Annotated in this window: 13 protein-coding genes and 2 pseudogenes; 8 read left to right on the forward strand and 7 right to left on the reverse strand. The window is 71.4% G+C overall.

The window, feature by feature from the left end; genetic code table 11:
- Positions 1–3 precede the first annotated feature (3 nt).
- Together ACFZDJ_RS35690 and ACFZDJ_RS35695 are read left to right on the forward strand one after the other, a co-directional pair.
- Positions 4–1233: a Cmx/CmrA family chloramphenicol efflux MFS transporter gene (locus ACFZDJ_RS35690; protein ID WP_390930932.1), complete on the forward strand. Its 1230-nt coding sequence runs from the start codon at positions 4–6 to the stop codon at positions 1231–1233.
- Between the two features lie 20 nt (positions 1234–1253).
- Positions 1254–2357, forward strand: a complete 1104-nt coding sequence (locus ACFZDJ_RS35695; RefSeq protein ID WP_391065187.1) for a GNAT family N-acetyltransferase — start codon at positions 1254–1256, stop codon at positions 2355–2357.
- 33 nt (positions 2358–2390) lie between these two features.
- Here the strand turns inward: ACFZDJ_RS35695 and ACFZDJ_RS35700 are convergent, their stop codons facing one another.
- The gene (locus ACFZDJ_RS35700) at positions 2391–2657 is read right to left on the reverse strand and encodes a DUF4031 domain-containing protein (RefSeq protein WP_391065190.1); all 267 of its coding nucleotides are present in this window, start codon (positions 2655–2657) and stop codon (positions 2391–2393) included.
- A complete protein-coding gene (locus ACFZDJ_RS35705) occupies positions 2654–3049 on the reverse strand; it encodes a hypothetical protein (RefSeq protein ID WP_319748735.1) in 396 nt (131 codons plus the stop codon). The genes ACFZDJ_RS35700 and ACFZDJ_RS35705 overlap by 4 nt, the downstream gene beginning before the upstream one ends.
- A gap of 55 nt (positions 3050–3104) precedes the next feature.
- Here ACFZDJ_RS35705 and ACFZDJ_RS35710 point away from each other — a divergent pair, with 55 nt between their 5' ends.
- The 4 genes from ACFZDJ_RS35710 (at position 3105) to ACFZDJ_RS35725 (ending at position 7211) form a co-directional block, all read left to right on the forward strand.
- Positions 3105–4028 carry an SIS domain-containing protein gene (locus ACFZDJ_RS35710; RefSeq protein WP_390930645.1) on the forward strand — a complete coding sequence of 308 codons (924 nt, stop codon included), beginning with the start codon at positions 3105–3107 and terminating at the stop codon, positions 4026–4028.
- 171 nt (positions 4029–4199) lie between these two features.
- The gene (murQ, locus tag ACFZDJ_RS35715; protein ID WP_391065193.1) at positions 4200–5150 is read left to right on the forward strand and encodes an N-acetylmuramic acid 6-phosphate etherase; all 951 of its coding nucleotides are present in this window, start codon (positions 4200–4202) and stop codon (positions 5148–5150) included.
- 16 nt (positions 5151–5166) lie between these two features.
- Complete coding sequence (locus ACFZDJ_RS35720) at positions 5167–6627, forward strand: PTS transporter subunit EIIC (protein ID WP_391065196.1); 1461 nt, start codon at positions 5167–5169, stop codon at positions 6625–6627.
- A complete protein-coding gene (locus tag ACFZDJ_RS35725; protein WP_384917167.1) occupies positions 6624–7211 on the forward strand; it encodes a hypothetical protein in 588 nt (195 codons plus the stop codon). The genes ACFZDJ_RS35720 and ACFZDJ_RS35725 overlap by 4 nt, the downstream gene beginning before the upstream one ends.
- Before the next feature lie 4 nt (positions 7212–7215).
- Here ACFZDJ_RS35725 and ACFZDJ_RS35730 read toward each other — a convergent pair whose 3' ends face one another.
- The 4 genes and pseudogenes from ACFZDJ_RS35730 to ACFZDJ_RS35745 form a co-directional block, all read right to left on the reverse strand.
- Positions 7216–8574: a phosphoribosyltransferase family protein gene (locus ACFZDJ_RS35730; RefSeq protein ID WP_391065199.1), complete on the reverse strand. Its 1359-nt coding sequence runs from the start codon at positions 8572–8574 to the stop codon at positions 7216–7218.
- A pseudogene (locus tag ACFZDJ_RS35735) lies at positions 8561–9749 on the reverse strand (CapA family protein). The gene ACFZDJ_RS35730 and the pseudogene ACFZDJ_RS35735 overlap by 14 nt, the downstream one beginning before the upstream one ends.
- A 9-nt stretch (positions 9750–9758) precedes the next feature.
- Positions 9759–11300, reverse strand: coding sequence for a subtype B tannase (locus ACFZDJ_RS35740; RefSeq protein WP_391065422.1), 1542 nt, complete (start codon positions 11298–11300; stop codon positions 9759–9761).
- Positions 11301–11563: 263 nt separating this feature from the next.
- Positions 11564–11758, reverse strand: a pseudogene (locus ACFZDJ_RS35745) (hypothetical protein); the annotation flags it as partial.
- Positions 11759–11877: 119 nt separating this feature from the next.
- Here ACFZDJ_RS35745 and ACFZDJ_RS35750 point away from each other — a divergent pair.
- A complete protein-coding gene (locus ACFZDJ_RS35750; RefSeq protein WP_391065202.1) occupies positions 11878–12717 on the forward strand; it encodes a Scr1 family TA system antitoxin-like transcriptional regulator in 840 nt (279 codons plus the stop codon).
- Entirely contained in the window at positions 12701–12904 is a 204-nt protein-coding gene (locus ACFZDJ_RS35755) for a DUF397 domain-containing protein (RefSeq protein WP_391065205.1), read from the forward strand. Before ACFZDJ_RS35750 ends, ACFZDJ_RS35755 begins: the two co-directional genes overlap by 17 nt.
- Here the strand turns inward: ACFZDJ_RS35755 and ACFZDJ_RS35760 are convergent.
- Positions 12901–13251 (reverse strand): MerR family transcriptional regulator, encoded by a 351-nt coding sequence (locus ACFZDJ_RS35760; protein ID WP_390930654.1) that lies wholly within the window; start codon positions 13249–13251, stop codon positions 12901–12903. The two genes, ACFZDJ_RS35755 and ACFZDJ_RS35760, sit on opposite strands and share 4 nt — an antisense overlap.
- Positions 13252–13458 lie beyond the last annotated feature (207 nt).

Below are 13458 nucleotides of genomic sequence, written 5' to 3' on the forward strand. Positions count from 1 at the left end.
CGCATGCCCCTCGCCGTCTACATCCTCGCCCTCTCCGTCTTCGCCCTCGGGACCAGCGAGTTCATGCTCTCGGGGCTCCTGCCGCCCATCGCGGACGACATGGGTGTCACGATTCCGCAGGCGGGTCTGCTCATATCGGCGTTCGCCATAGGCATGGTCGTCGGGGCGCCGCTGCTCGCCGTGGCCACCCTCCGCCTCCCCCGCCGTACCACCCTCGTCTCGCTCATCGCCGTCTTCGGGTTCGGCCAGATCGCCGGCGCGCTCGCGCCGACGTACGCCGTGCTCTTCGCCTCCAGGATCGTCAGCGCCCTCGCCTGTGCGGGCTTCTGGGCGGTGGGCGCGGCGGTGGCGATCGCGATGGTCCCGGTGACGTCCCGGGCCCGCGCGCTCGCGGTGATGATCGGCGGGCTGTCGATCGCGAACGTGCTCGGGGTCCCGGCCGGTGCCTTCCTCGGCGAGCATCTCGGCTGGCGGTCCGCGTTCTGGGCCGTCGGCGCGGCCTCCGCGATCGCCCTGGTCGGGGTCGTCACCCTCATCCCGCGCATCCCGCTCCCCGACGAGAAGCCACAGCTCAGGCGGGAAGTCACCATCTACCGTGACCCACAGGTCTGGCTCACCGTCGCTGTCGTGATGCTCGCCGCGGGCGGGGTCTTCTGCACGTTCAGCTACCTCTCGCCGCTGCTCACGGATGTCGCGGGGCTCGACGGCGGCTGGGTGCCGAGCGTGCTCGCGCTCTTCGGGGTCGGGGCGCTGATCGGTACGACGATCGGCGGGCGGGTCGCCGACGCGCACCTCTTCGGGGTGCTCCTCTCCGGTACCGCGGCCTCGACCACCGTCCTCGTGGCGCTCGCCCTCCTCGGGCAGTACGCGATCGCGGCCGTGGCTCTTTCCTTCCTCCTCGGCGTCACCTGCTTCTTCACCGCCCCGGCGCTCAACGCCCGGCTCTTCAACGTCGCCGGGGCCGCCCCCACCCTGGCCGGTGCCACCACCACGGCCGCCTTCAACCTCGGCAACACCGGCGGCCCCTGGGTCGGCGGCACGGTCATCGACGCGGGTCTCGGCTACGCGGCGACGGCCTGGGCGGGCGCGGCCATGACGGTGACGGGCATGGGGGTGGCCGCGGTCTCGCTGCGCCTCCAGCGCCGTACCCGGGCCTCCCGTGTGGTGGTGTCCATGAACAAGAAGGCCGAAAAGGCCGACAGGACCAACAATCCAGTACGTAACGACGTCTGACCGCGCCTATCCTCAGCCGCATGCGATCCATGGGTGGGGACCAGGTGGAGGAAGCCGTCGCGGGCGCCGTCTCGCTGTTGCGAGCGGTGGCCGGGCGGGACTGGGACGCGGTCGGGGCGGGCCGCCTCGAGTGGAGCTGCCGAAAGACCGCCGAGCACATCGCGGACGATCTCCTCGCGTACGCGGGGCAGTTGGCGGGGCGGGCCACCACGGCGTATGTGCCCTTCGGGATCGTCCTGGACGACGGCACCGACAACGCGGGCGTCGTCGACGTGATCGAGACGACCGGCGCCCTGCTCGCCGCCGCCGTGCGCACCACGCCGCGCGAGGTGCGCGCCTTCCACCCGTATCCGTTCCGCAGCGCGAACCGCGAGGGCTTCGCCGCGATGGGTGTCACCGAGGTACTGCTGCACACGCATGACATCGCGCAGGGTCTCGGGATCGCCTACGAGCCGCCGGCAGAGCTCTGTGCGGACGTCCTCACCCGGATCTTTCCGCACGTCAGGCCGGGGTCCGACCCGTGGCCCACTCTCCTGTGGGCGACCGGCCGCGGCGAGCTGCCCGGCCGCGCCCCGCTCACCGAGTGGCACTGGAGCAACAACCTGGTGATCGAGGCGGACCGGCTCACGCTGCAAGGAGTCACCCCGGCGGCCGCCGCCGATCTGCGCGCGGGTGGCACCGGCGGCTTCGAGTGGATCGAGGGCGGCCCCTTCGACGGCACTCGGGACGCCGCCGGGATGGTCATGAAGGCGTACGAGAGCGGGACGCACCGCCCGGAGTGGGGCATGTTCGTGCTCGTACGGAGCGAGGACGGCCGGGCGGTCGGCGCGATGGGCTTCCACGGCGCCCCCGGCGAGGACGGCCGCGCGGAAGTCGGCTACGACCTCGCCGAGAACGCCCGCGGCCACGGCTATGCGACCGAGGCCCTGCGCACCCTCTCCGCCTGGGCCCTCGCCCGCGACGAGCTCGACATCCTCTTCGCGGCCATAGAGCGGACCAACGCGCCCTCCCAGCGGGTCATCGCGCGCGCCGGCTTCACCCGGGTGAGCGAGGACGAGGAGGAGTACGCGTACGAGCTGCGCGCGCAGGACCCGTCGCTGCGGCTGTACGCCCGTACGGACTGACCTCCGCCCACCGCGGTGGGCCGACCGGTCCTCCTATCGGCCGGCGTACTTGCGCCGTCGCAGCCCCGCCCCGTACAGCAGCCGCACCACCTCGCGGCTGCTGACCTCCACCGCCCCGGAGCGCACGGCGTCCGCGTACCGGTGGGAGGGAAGGTCGTAGTGATCGCGCTCGAAGGCGCGCGGGGGTAGCCCCAAGTCCGCGGCGAACAGGTGCAGTTCCTCGTACGAGACGTCGCTGACCAGATGGGACCAGAGCCGCCCGTGGCCCGGCCAGGTGGGCGGGTCGATGTAGACGGTCACGAGGACGGCGTCTCGCCGGTCGCCGACCCCAGGCACCCCACGGACGCGACCTTCACGCCCGCCTTGTGGCAGACCCAGTGCGGGTCGGGCCCGAGTTCCGGCTCGACATCGAGGGCGTGCGGGTCGCCCGAGCCGCAGACCGGACACAGCGGCCACCGCCCGTACCGCTCCAGCAACGCGTCCTGTACGTCCTGGGCGACGAGCCCGGCCACATAGCCGACGCCCTCCGGCCACTGTTCGACCCACCATCGGCGCTGCACCACCGAGTCCTCGACGAGCGAGACGACATCCGCCTCGGCGACCTCGCGCGCGACGAGATCGGCGAGAACGAGGGCGCGGGCCGCGTGCAGCGCCTGCTCCAAGGGGCTGACGGGATGGCTGGTGGGGTCCATGCACCCATTGTGCGCACCCTTGACCGCATACCCCAGCAGAAAATATCTTTCACAAGTGACCCAAGACGTGAAGGAAATTTTCGCCGGTGAGGCTCCGCCCGCTCCCGCCGCCCTCGCGGCCAAGGTGCGGACGCTCGCCCCGTCGATGACCCGCTCCATGCAACGGGTCGCCGAGGCCGTCGCCGGCGACCCGGCCGGCTGCGCGGCCCTCACGGTCACCGGCCTCGCCGAGCTCACCGGCACCAGCGAGGCCACGGTCGTGCGCACCGCCCGCCTGCTGGGCTACCCCGGCTACCGCGACCTGCGCCTCGCGCTCGCCGGCCTCGCCGCCCAGCAGCAGTCGGGCCGCGCGCCCGCCGTCACCGCGGACATCGCGGTCGACGACCCCATCGCGGACGTCGTCGCGAAACTCGCGTACGACGAGCAGCAGACCCTCGCCGACACCGCGGCGGGGCTCGACACGGTCCAGCTGGGCGCGGCCGTCACCGCGCTCGCCGCCGCCCGCCGGATCGACATCTACGGCGTCGGCGCGTCCGGGCTCGTCGCCCAGGACCTGGCCCAGAAGCTGCTGCGCATCGGACTCATAGCCCACCCGCACAGCGATCCGCACCTCGCCGTCACCAACGCGGTGCAGCTGCGGGCCAAGGACGTGGCGATAGCGATCACCCACTCCGGCTCGACGGGCGACGTCATCGAGCCGCTGCGGGTCGCCTTCGAACGAGGGGCGACGACGGTCGCGATCACCGGCCGCCCGGACGGGCCCGTCACGCAGTACGCCGACCACATACTCACCACGTCCACGGCCCGCGAGAGCGAGCTGCGTCCCGCGGCGATGTCGTCGCGCACCAGTCAGTTGCTGGTCGTGGACTGTCTGTTCGTGGGGGTCGCCCAGCGGACGTACGAGACGGCGGCGCCGGCGCTGTCCGCGTCGTACGAGGCGCTGGCGCACCGCCATAGTCCTCGGCGCCGTATGCGGTAGCGCTCCGCGGGAAGCCGTGGCTGGATGTAGTCGCCGAGACTGGATGTAGTCGTAACGCTGCGGGCCCGTTGTGGCTGGTCGCGCCCACGCGGCGGAGCCGCACATGTTCGCAGCCCCGCGCCCCTTAGGACGCGCGCCTTCACCACCCCGCGTTGAAAAGAGCCGTTCGTCATGACCTCCTCCACCGCCGACGCCTCCTCCAACTACGGCTCCCTGCGTGCCGAGTTGGAGACGTTGACCACTGAGGCGTTCCGTCCCGAGCTGTCCGAGATCGACCGGCTGTCGACGCTGGAGATCGCGAAGATCATGAACGCCGAGGACGCGACCGTGCCGACGGCCGTCGCGGCCCAGCTGCCCCGTATCGCCGCCGCGATCGACGCCGTCGCCGAGCGCATGTCCCGCGGCGGCCGGCTGATCTACGCGGGCGCGGGCACCGCGGGCCGCCTCGGGGTGCTGGACGCCTCCGAGTGCCCGCCCACCTTCAACACCGACCCGTCCGAGGTCGTGGGCCTGATCGCGGGCGGCCCGAGCGCCATGGTCACCTCGGTCGAGGGCGCCGAGGACTCCAAGGAGCTGGCCGAGGCGGACCTGAAGGAGCTCTCCCTGACCCCCGACGACACGGTGGTCGGCGTCTCCGCCTCCGGCCGCACCCCGTACGCCGTCGGCGCGGTCGAACACGCCCGCGCGCGCGGCGCGTTGACGATCGGCCTGTCCTGCAACGCGCACAGCGCGCTGGCCGCCGCGTCCGAGCACGGCATCGAGATCGTCGTCGGGCCCGAGCTGTTGACCGGCTCCACCCGTCTCAAGGCGGGCACGGCACAGAAACTCGTCCTGAACATGCTCTCGACGATCACGATGATCCGTCTCGGCAAGACGTACGGGAACCTGATGGTCGACGTCCGCGCCTCGAACGAGAAGCTGCGGGCCCGCTCCCGCCGTATCGTCGCCCTCGCCACCGGCGCCTCGGACGAGGAGATCGAACAGGCCCTCGCGGCCACCGACGGCGAGGTGAAGAACGCCATCCTCACCATCCTCGGCGGCGTGGACGGGCCCACCGCGGCCCGCCTTCTGGAGGAGAGCGACGGCCATCTGCGCGCGGCGCTCGCGGCATCGACGGGCTGACCAGCACCCTCGTGGAGTGCGCACAACGAACGACCTCACCCCCCATGCCGCCACGGCCGCCGCGATCCTCCCCCTGGTCGGCGGCGCCGCGAACGTCACCTCCGTCGCCCACTGCATGACCCGCCTGCGCCTGGGCCTGCGGGACCGGACGCTCGTACGCGAGGACGCACTCAGGTCCCTGCCCGCCGTACTCGGCGTGGTCGCGGACGACGACAGCTACCAGATCGTCCTGGGACCGGGCACGGTCACGCGGGTGACCCCCGAGTTCGAGGCACTCGTCACCAACACGGCCGACGCGCTGGCCGCACGCGGCGCCCAGTGGAAGGCGGCCCGGCAACAGCGCAACGCCACCCCCCTCAAACTCCTCCTGCGCCGGATCGCGAACATCTTCGTCCCCCTGATCCCGGCCCTGATCGGCTGCGGAGTCATCGCGGGCCTGGGCGGCCTGCTGGTCAATCTGGGGTGGCTCCCCTCCCTCACCCCCGCCCTCGCCGCGATCGCCTCCGGCTTCATGGCCCTCATCGCGGTCTTCGTCGGCCACAACACGGCGAAGGAGTTCGGCGGCACCCCGGTCCTGGGCGGGGCGGTGGCGGCGATCGTCGTGTACGCGGGGGTCGCGAAGGTGACGGCCTTCGGCATGACCCTGGCACCGGGCCAGGGCGGGGTACTCGGCGCACTGGCCGCCGCGCTCCTGGGAACGTACGTGGAGAAGTGGTGCCGCCGCTGGGTCCCCGAGGCCCTCGACGTCCTCGTCACCCCCACCCTCACCGTCCTGATCACCGGCCTGGTGACGCTCTACGTCCTGATGTACACGGCGGGCGAGCTGTCGACGGCCACCGGGGCGGGCGCGAACTGGCTCCTCGACCACACGGGCGTCTTCGCGGGCCTGGTCCTGGGCGGCCTGTTCCTCCCCCTGGTGATGCTGGGCCTGCACCAGGCCCTGATCCCGCTGCACACCACCCTCATCCAGCAGCAGGGCTACACGGTCCTGCTCCCCGTCCTGGCGATGGCGGGCGCCGGGCAGGTCGGCGCGGCACTCGCGGTCTACGTCCGCCTCCACCACGACCAGTCCCTGCGTACGACGATCAGGTCGGCGCTGCCCGCGGGCCTCCTGGGCGTCGGCGAACCCCTGATCTACGGCGTCTCGCTCCCCCTCGGCCGCCCCTTCGTCACCGCCTGCGCGGGCGGGGCGGCGGGCGGGGCGTTCGTCGGCTTCTTCTCGATGCTCGGCGACAAGATCGGCTCCACGGCGATCGGTCCCTCGGGCTGGGCGCTGTTCCCCCTGCTCAAGGGCACGGGCGGACTGGCCCTGACGGCGGCGATCTACGCGGGCGGGCTGCTCACCGGGTATGTGGTGGGGTTCGCGGCGACGTACTTCTTCGGCCTCGGGAGGACGGTCGGGGGCACTGTCAGTGGTGTGTGCGATTCTTCGAAGGAGGGGCAGGACACCGACCCGGGAGGGAATCCACCACCGTGAACCACGCACAGCTGACCGCCCTCGGCCGCGCCCTGCGCGTGCTCGGCGAGCACGGCGACGCGCTGAACGCCGACACGCCCGACGCGAAGCTGCACGAGGTGAAGGCCGACCTGAAGCGGGCGCTGGACCTGCTGGAGGAGACGGTGACGACGGCGGTGCCCACCACGCGCTGCGCCGAGCATCCGAACGGCCCGGTGGACGAGGGCGCCGTCGACCTCTGTCTGCTCTGCGAGACGCGGCGGCGCACCGCCCGCCGCACCGAGGTCAACGACGCCTTCCCGCAGGGCCGCCCCAGCGACGCCGACGAGGCACCCGAGCGCACGATGTCCCGGTACGGCGTGCGGGCCGACCGCCCCCAGCCCCAGCAGCGCTGGCTGCCGGAGGTGTGGACCGGCCAGGCGTGGCAGCTGTGCGGCACCCCGCGCCGCGACCGCGTCGAGGCGGAGCGGTATCTCGCCGCGGAGCGCCGCACCCCGCGCCCCGGCATGGCCTACCGCCTGGTCCACGAGTTCACGGACTACGAGGTGCTGCGCATCTGGGGCACACCGGTGAAGGTGGACATCGAACCGATGGGCAACCTGTAGCCGGTCATCTGTGGGCTCCCGCGCTCGGGACGGCAGAGGCGAGATGCCCGGTGAACCACTCCGTGGCCAGCTCGGCGGCCGATTCCAGGGTGCCGGGTTCCTCGAAGAGATGGGTGGCACCGGGGACGACGGCCAGCTGATGCTCGCAGCTCAGGCGCGCCGCGGCCTGCCGGTTGAGGTCCAGTACGACATGGTCACGGCCCCCGACGATGAGCAGCGTCGGAGCCTTCACCTCCGGCAGCCTGGCGCCGGCCAGGTCCGGCCTGCCCCCGCGGGAGACGACTGCCGCGACGTCCGCCGCGGGCTCCGCCGCGGCCCACAGCGCGGCGGCGGCGCCTGTGCTGGCACCGAAGTAGCCGAACTCCATGCCCTGGGTGCCGGGCTGCTCGCGCAGCCATGCGGTCGCCTGGATCAGGCGGCGGGCGAGCAGCGCCGTGTCGAACACGTTGTCCCGGTTCACCGCCTCGGCCTCGGTGAGCAGATCGAACAGAAGGGTGCCGAGACCTGCGCGGTTCAGCCCGGTGGCGACGAAGCGGTTGCGTGGGCTCTTCCTGCTGCTGCCGCTGCCGTGGGCGAAGAGGACGATCCCGGGGGCGCCGCGGGGTACCGTCAGCCGCCCGTCGAGCGCGGCGCTCGTGGCCGGTATCCGGACCTCCCTGTCATAGGGCGGGGGAGCGTCCTCCGGGGTGGCACTGCCCGCGGCCTGCGGTGCGTCGGACGGGGCGTGCGCCGCGCGGTTGCGCTCCAGGCAGGCGATGACCTCCTCGTCGCTCGTCTGCCCGAAGTCCGTGTAGAACTGGCCGATCGCGTAGAACAGCCGGGGGGTGTGCAGACAGACGCCTTCGTCCGCCGCGCCTCCGAGGCGGGCCGACCAGTCGTGCGGCGCCACGGGAACCGCCAGCACGATCCGCGACGCGCCGCGGGCGCGCGCGATCCGGCAGGCCGCGAGCGCCGTGGAGCCGGTCGCCAGCCCGTCGTCCACCACCAGGACCGTCCGTCCCTCGTACCGGGCAGGCGGCCGCTCGCCCCGGTAGCGGCGGGCCCGCTGCTTCAGGACGCCGCGCTCGTGTTCCTCCACCGCCGCCAGGGCACGGTCCGTCACACCCGTCCCCCGCAGCACCTCTTCGTTGATGACGCGGACGCCTTCCTCGCCGATGGCGCCCATGGCCAGCTCCGGCTGGAAGGGCACCCCCAGCTTGCGCACGAGGCAGACGTCGAGCGGAGCGCCGAGGGCCTCGGCGACCTGCGCGGCGACCGGGACGCCGCCGCGGGGAAGTCCCACGACCACGAGGTCCTGGCCCTTGAGGTGGTGCAGTCGGGCGGCGAGCCGCCGGCCCGCGTCGGTTCTGTCAGCGAAAATCATGGTCGCCTCCCGGGGTGAGGTGAGGTCCTCGAATCCCGAGTGAAGTCCGGTCCGAACGGTCCGGAGCCGGCCGGACGGTGAGGGTGCCGTCCGGGTTGAGTTCGACGCGTGAGCCGTAGGCCCTGCTGATCCGGCTCAGAACGTCCCGCGTCCACCGCGAGTCCTCCGTCGTCGCGCGCTCCAGCCGCATCCGCCGGGACCGCATCGGGACGATGCGCACGTCGTGGAACCTGCCGTCGGCCGGGTCCACGGTGACGAAGTACAGCAACCGGAGATCGTCCCGGTACTCCTCGTAGCCGCCGATGCCCTCGTAGTCGTTGATCAGATCGCCGCAGCCGTGGGTGATGAGCTTTCCCCGGTACGACTCCAACGGCCGCGGATGGTGCGAGGAGTGCCCGTGCACGACGTCCGCGCCGCCGTCGACGAGCGCATGGCCGAAAGCGGACCTGGTCACGCGGGACGAGGTAGCCCCAGTTGGATCCCCAATGGACCGAGACGACCACGATGTCGCCCGGCCGCTTGGCCGGACGCAGCCGGGTCGCGATCCCGGCCGCGGCGGCGTCCGACGGCTCGGCGACGAAGTCGACCCCGCCGCGCCGAGCCGTGGCGGCCCAGCCGCGGGGTATGCCGCTCGAGGCCATCCCCATGGAGAAGACCAGGACGCGCCGGCCGCCTGTGACGGGGACGGTCGCGGGACGCCGGGCCTCGTCGGCGTCCCGCCCCGCTCCCGGCGCGCGAAGACCCGCGTCCGCCAGGGCGTCGAGGGTCTCCTCCAGCCCGCGGCGGCCGTAGTCCAGCACATGGTTGTTGGCCAGGGCGCAGACGTGCGGACGGGCGGCGGCCAGGGCGGGCAGATTGGCCGGGTGCATCCGGTAGTGGATCTCTTTGCCGGGCGCCGCCTCGTCGTTCCGCGTGACGGCGGTCTCCAGGTTGAGGATCCGGGCGTCGGGCGCCGCCGCGGCGAGCACGTCCAGCGCGTCGCCCCAGGGCCAGGAGAAGCCGGCCGCCCGGGGAATCGCGCCGTTCGCCGCCTCGGCCAGCTCCACATAGGCGCGGGCATCCTTGACGTACGACTCCCGCAGCTTCGGATCGCCGGGGTGCGGAAGGATCTGGTCGACTCCCCGGCCGAGCATCACATCACCGGCCAGGAACAGCGTGACAAGGTCACCGCCCATTCCTCCAGGCTAGAACCTGTAGCCCGACACCGTCGCGATCCACTTGATGAAGTCGCCCGGGTCGTTGTCCGCGCCGTGGCCGGCGTCCCAGTAGTACGAGGTGTCGACGTCGTCGCCGAGGTTCTTCAGGCGGGCGGCGAGGTTGCTCGCGACGGTGAGCGCGGTGTCGCTGTCCTTGGTGCCGAGGCGGATCCACCAGTGCTTCGACCGGTTCCCGTTGACCTTGTCCACGAGGTGGTGCATCGGGTTCATCAGGTGGAGCTTCGCGGGGATGTCACTGTCGAGGCGCGCACTGGCGCCCTCTTCGTGGCGCAGGCTGTAGAGGGTGAAGTGCCGGTTGGCGGTGGTCCCCGTACCGAACTCGTTGTTCTCACCGGCGGACAGGTCGAAGGCGTCGAACGCCGGGGTGTCCTTCTTGCGGGCGCCCACGTGGGTGAGGAAGTCGGCCCAGGAGAAGGTCGCCCTGCCGCCGGACCACGTGAGGAACGAGTTCGCGGCCAGGTAGGCCGAGCGGTCCGCGTCCGAGAGCGCCGCGAGGTACCGGGTGGCCGACGGCTCCAGGTGGGTCTTGACCAGGTACTCGTCGAGGTTGCGCGCCGTGAGGGTGCCGAAGCCCTTCGCCGTCAGCCTGAGGGAGGCGAGATAGTCGCCGTACGCGCCGCTCAGCGCCTTGGAGACGGTCTGGTCGACGACCGAGCCGCTGCCGAGCAGGTTGGCGCCCCAGTTCCACTCGTACGCCATGTCGGCGTGTTCGAGGTCGGTGATCGGGCACCAGGCACCGGTGGCGAAGACGGCGTCGCTCGCGTCGGCCGCGCCCAGCTCCTTCAGGTAGGAGTCGTAGGCCGGACTGTCGCCGGACGCGCCGAGCAGCGAGGACAGCGCGCCGCCGGCGCTGACTCCGGCGGAGACGATCCGGTTCACGTTGCCCGGGATACGCCCCCTGTTGAACCTCACGTACCGCACCGCTGCCTTGAGGTCGACGATGGCGGCGGGCGCGGTGCCGTAGTACGTCCCGCTGGAGTCGACCAGCGACCGCCCTCGCGCGCCCGGCTCCACGACGACGTACCCGGCGGCGAGCGCCAGCTGCTGGCGGCTCGCGGCGGAGTCGGCGGCGGGAGCGGGCCCGCCCGGGCCGCCGGGGCCCATCCCGCCGCCCGCGCCGACGCCCGTGGCGTTCGCGACGGACGAGGGCATGTAGCCGCCGATCTGGTTGGCGAAGAGGATGGGGGCGCCGGACGCGTCCACGACGCTTCCGTCGATCTTCACCGGCACGCTGACGTTGAGGGACTGGTAGGTGGCGTCCACCGGGTCGGCCACGTACGAGGCCACTTTGTAGAAGTGGTAGACGACCTCGTGGGCGGTGCCGGTGGTGTCCGTGATGCTGGTGGTCAACTCCGTGTAGCTGCTCGGATCGAAGACCAGGGAGGAGTCCGTGGACGCCGCGGACGACGCCGCGGTCGTTCGGCTCGCCGCCCGCGCACCGGAGGCGAACCCGACCGCCGGCACCGCGGCACCCGCGGTGAGCCCCATGACCACTGTCCTGCGCTTCACTGACTTCACTACCGTCTCCTGTCTTCGCGGCTCGTTCGAACAACGAGGCTCCAGGACAACAGCCGTTCCTTAAGCCCTCCTTTGTGTCTCCAGTGACAGCACCGGAACCGGCCACCGCCCTGACCAGCCACAACCACGGTCACCCTGCCGCGGCGGCCTCCAAACCGAAGCAATCGCCCACAAAATTGTCAGCAATTTTGGCGCGATCTCGCACGCTCGGACTCCCGGTTGACCTCCCTGACCCGCGCCCGCAGCGCCTCCTCGGGCGCGCACGCGCGCAACACGTCCGCCAGCCGCACCGCGGTACGCACGTTGCACCGCCCGAGCGCGACCAGCGCGAACGGCTCCTCGCTCGCACCGGTCACCGGATCGACCCGCAGCGAGGGCAGGACGATGCCGACGCCTTCCAGGGCCGCCTGGAGTTGTGCCACCACTTCTTCTGTCGACGTCGCGTCCATGATCCCGCCTTCTCCACTCTGAGTGTCCACGTTCACCACACAGAGTGGCCAACCTGCCTCTAACCTGGCCAGAGACGGCGCCCCAACAACCCAGCGTGTGTGACAGGGAGTTGTTGTCCATGGCAGGTCCGAAGGATCTCGACCCCTCTTCGTCCCCCCGTGCCCTTCTGGGCGCCGAGCTGCGCCACGCCCGCGAGAAAGAGGGCCTCAGCCAGGAGGAGCTGGGCGGGCGGCTGTTCGTCAGCGGTTCGTTCATCGGCCAGTTGGAGGCGGGCACACGGCGGATGCAGCCGGAGTACGCGCGGATGCTTGACGAGGTCCTGGGTATGGAGGACTTCTTCACGCGCAACTGCAGGGCAGCGGCGAAGTCCCGTTATCCGGAGCACTTCGCGGAAGTGGCCGAGACGGAGGCACTTGCGACAGCGATCCGGGAGTACGCGCCGCTGCTGATCCCGGGGCTGTTCCAGACACCCGCATACGCACGAGCCGTGAACCGCGCGTACGCACCGACTGCTCCGGAGGAGGTGATCGAGGAGTGGGTGGCAGGCCGGATGGAGCGAACCCGGATTCTCGACGACCCAACAACGCCTTTGTTGTGGACGGTGCTTGACGAGGCAGCGCTGCGCCGAGAGACGGGTGGCCGCACGGTGATGGCCGAGGCTCTGGGTCACATCGCCGATCTGGCGCGCCGAAACCGGGTCATCGTGCAGGTGCTGCCGTTCAGCGCCGGAGCGCACACGGCGATGCAGGGCTCTCTGAAGCTGATGGAGTACGAGGACGCCCCACCGCTGGTCTACCTCGAAGGGGTCGCCACCGGACGGCTGGAGGACGACCCTGCCACCGTCAGGCACCACAAGCTGGCCTACGAACTCCTCGCCGCCTCAGCCCTCTCCCAGGAGAAGACCCTGGCCCTGATCGAGGCGCTGGCGCAGGATTACACCCATGAGGAACTTCCCTGACTACGACCTGAGCACGGCCATATGGCACAAGTCCAGCTACAGCGGGGGCGGTGGCGACAACTGCCTCGAAGTCGCCTCCGGTCACCCCACCCTCATCCCCGTCCGCGACTCCAAGAACCCCCTCGGCCCGACACTCACGTTCCGGTCCGAGGCATGGACGGCCTTCGTCGCGGAGCTCAAGCGCTAGAGAGGGCGGCCGACGAGGGAGTCGAGGATGTCACGCGCGGCGGTCAGGTCGTCGATCGCCGCCGTGATCCGCCCGCGCTCCTGCGCGAGTCCTTCGAGGAGCTCCGGGCACTTTCCCGCCAGGACGACGGTGTCGTCCTCCACGCAGGGCACGATCTCCGCGATGGCGGACGTGCCGAGTCCGGCGGAGAGCAGGACCCGGATGCGCCGCACGGTCGTCACGTCCCGCTCCCCGTACTCGCGGTATCCGCTCGGCAGTCTGGTCGGCGACAGCAGCCCCTGCTCCTCGTAGTAGCGCAGGCCTCGCGGGCTCACACCCGTACGCAGTGAGAGTTCACCGATTCTCATGTGGCCGAGTCCAACAGGGACTTGACTCTCACGTCAACGTGAATGTCTAGCGTCGAAGCATGACCTCATCCACGCAGGACACCACCCGGCCGCACCCCGATCCGTCAGCCCCGTCCGCCCCGCCCGCAAAGGTCACCCATTCGACACAAGAACATCGGTTCCCTCTTGGAATGTGGCGCGACACAGACCACCGGGCACTCGCTCCCG

The sequence above is a fragment of the Streptomyces sp. NPDC007896 genome, from assembly GCF_042959425.1.
Classification (GTDB): domain Bacteria; phylum Actinomycetota; class Actinomycetes; order Streptomycetales; family Streptomycetaceae; genus Streptomyces.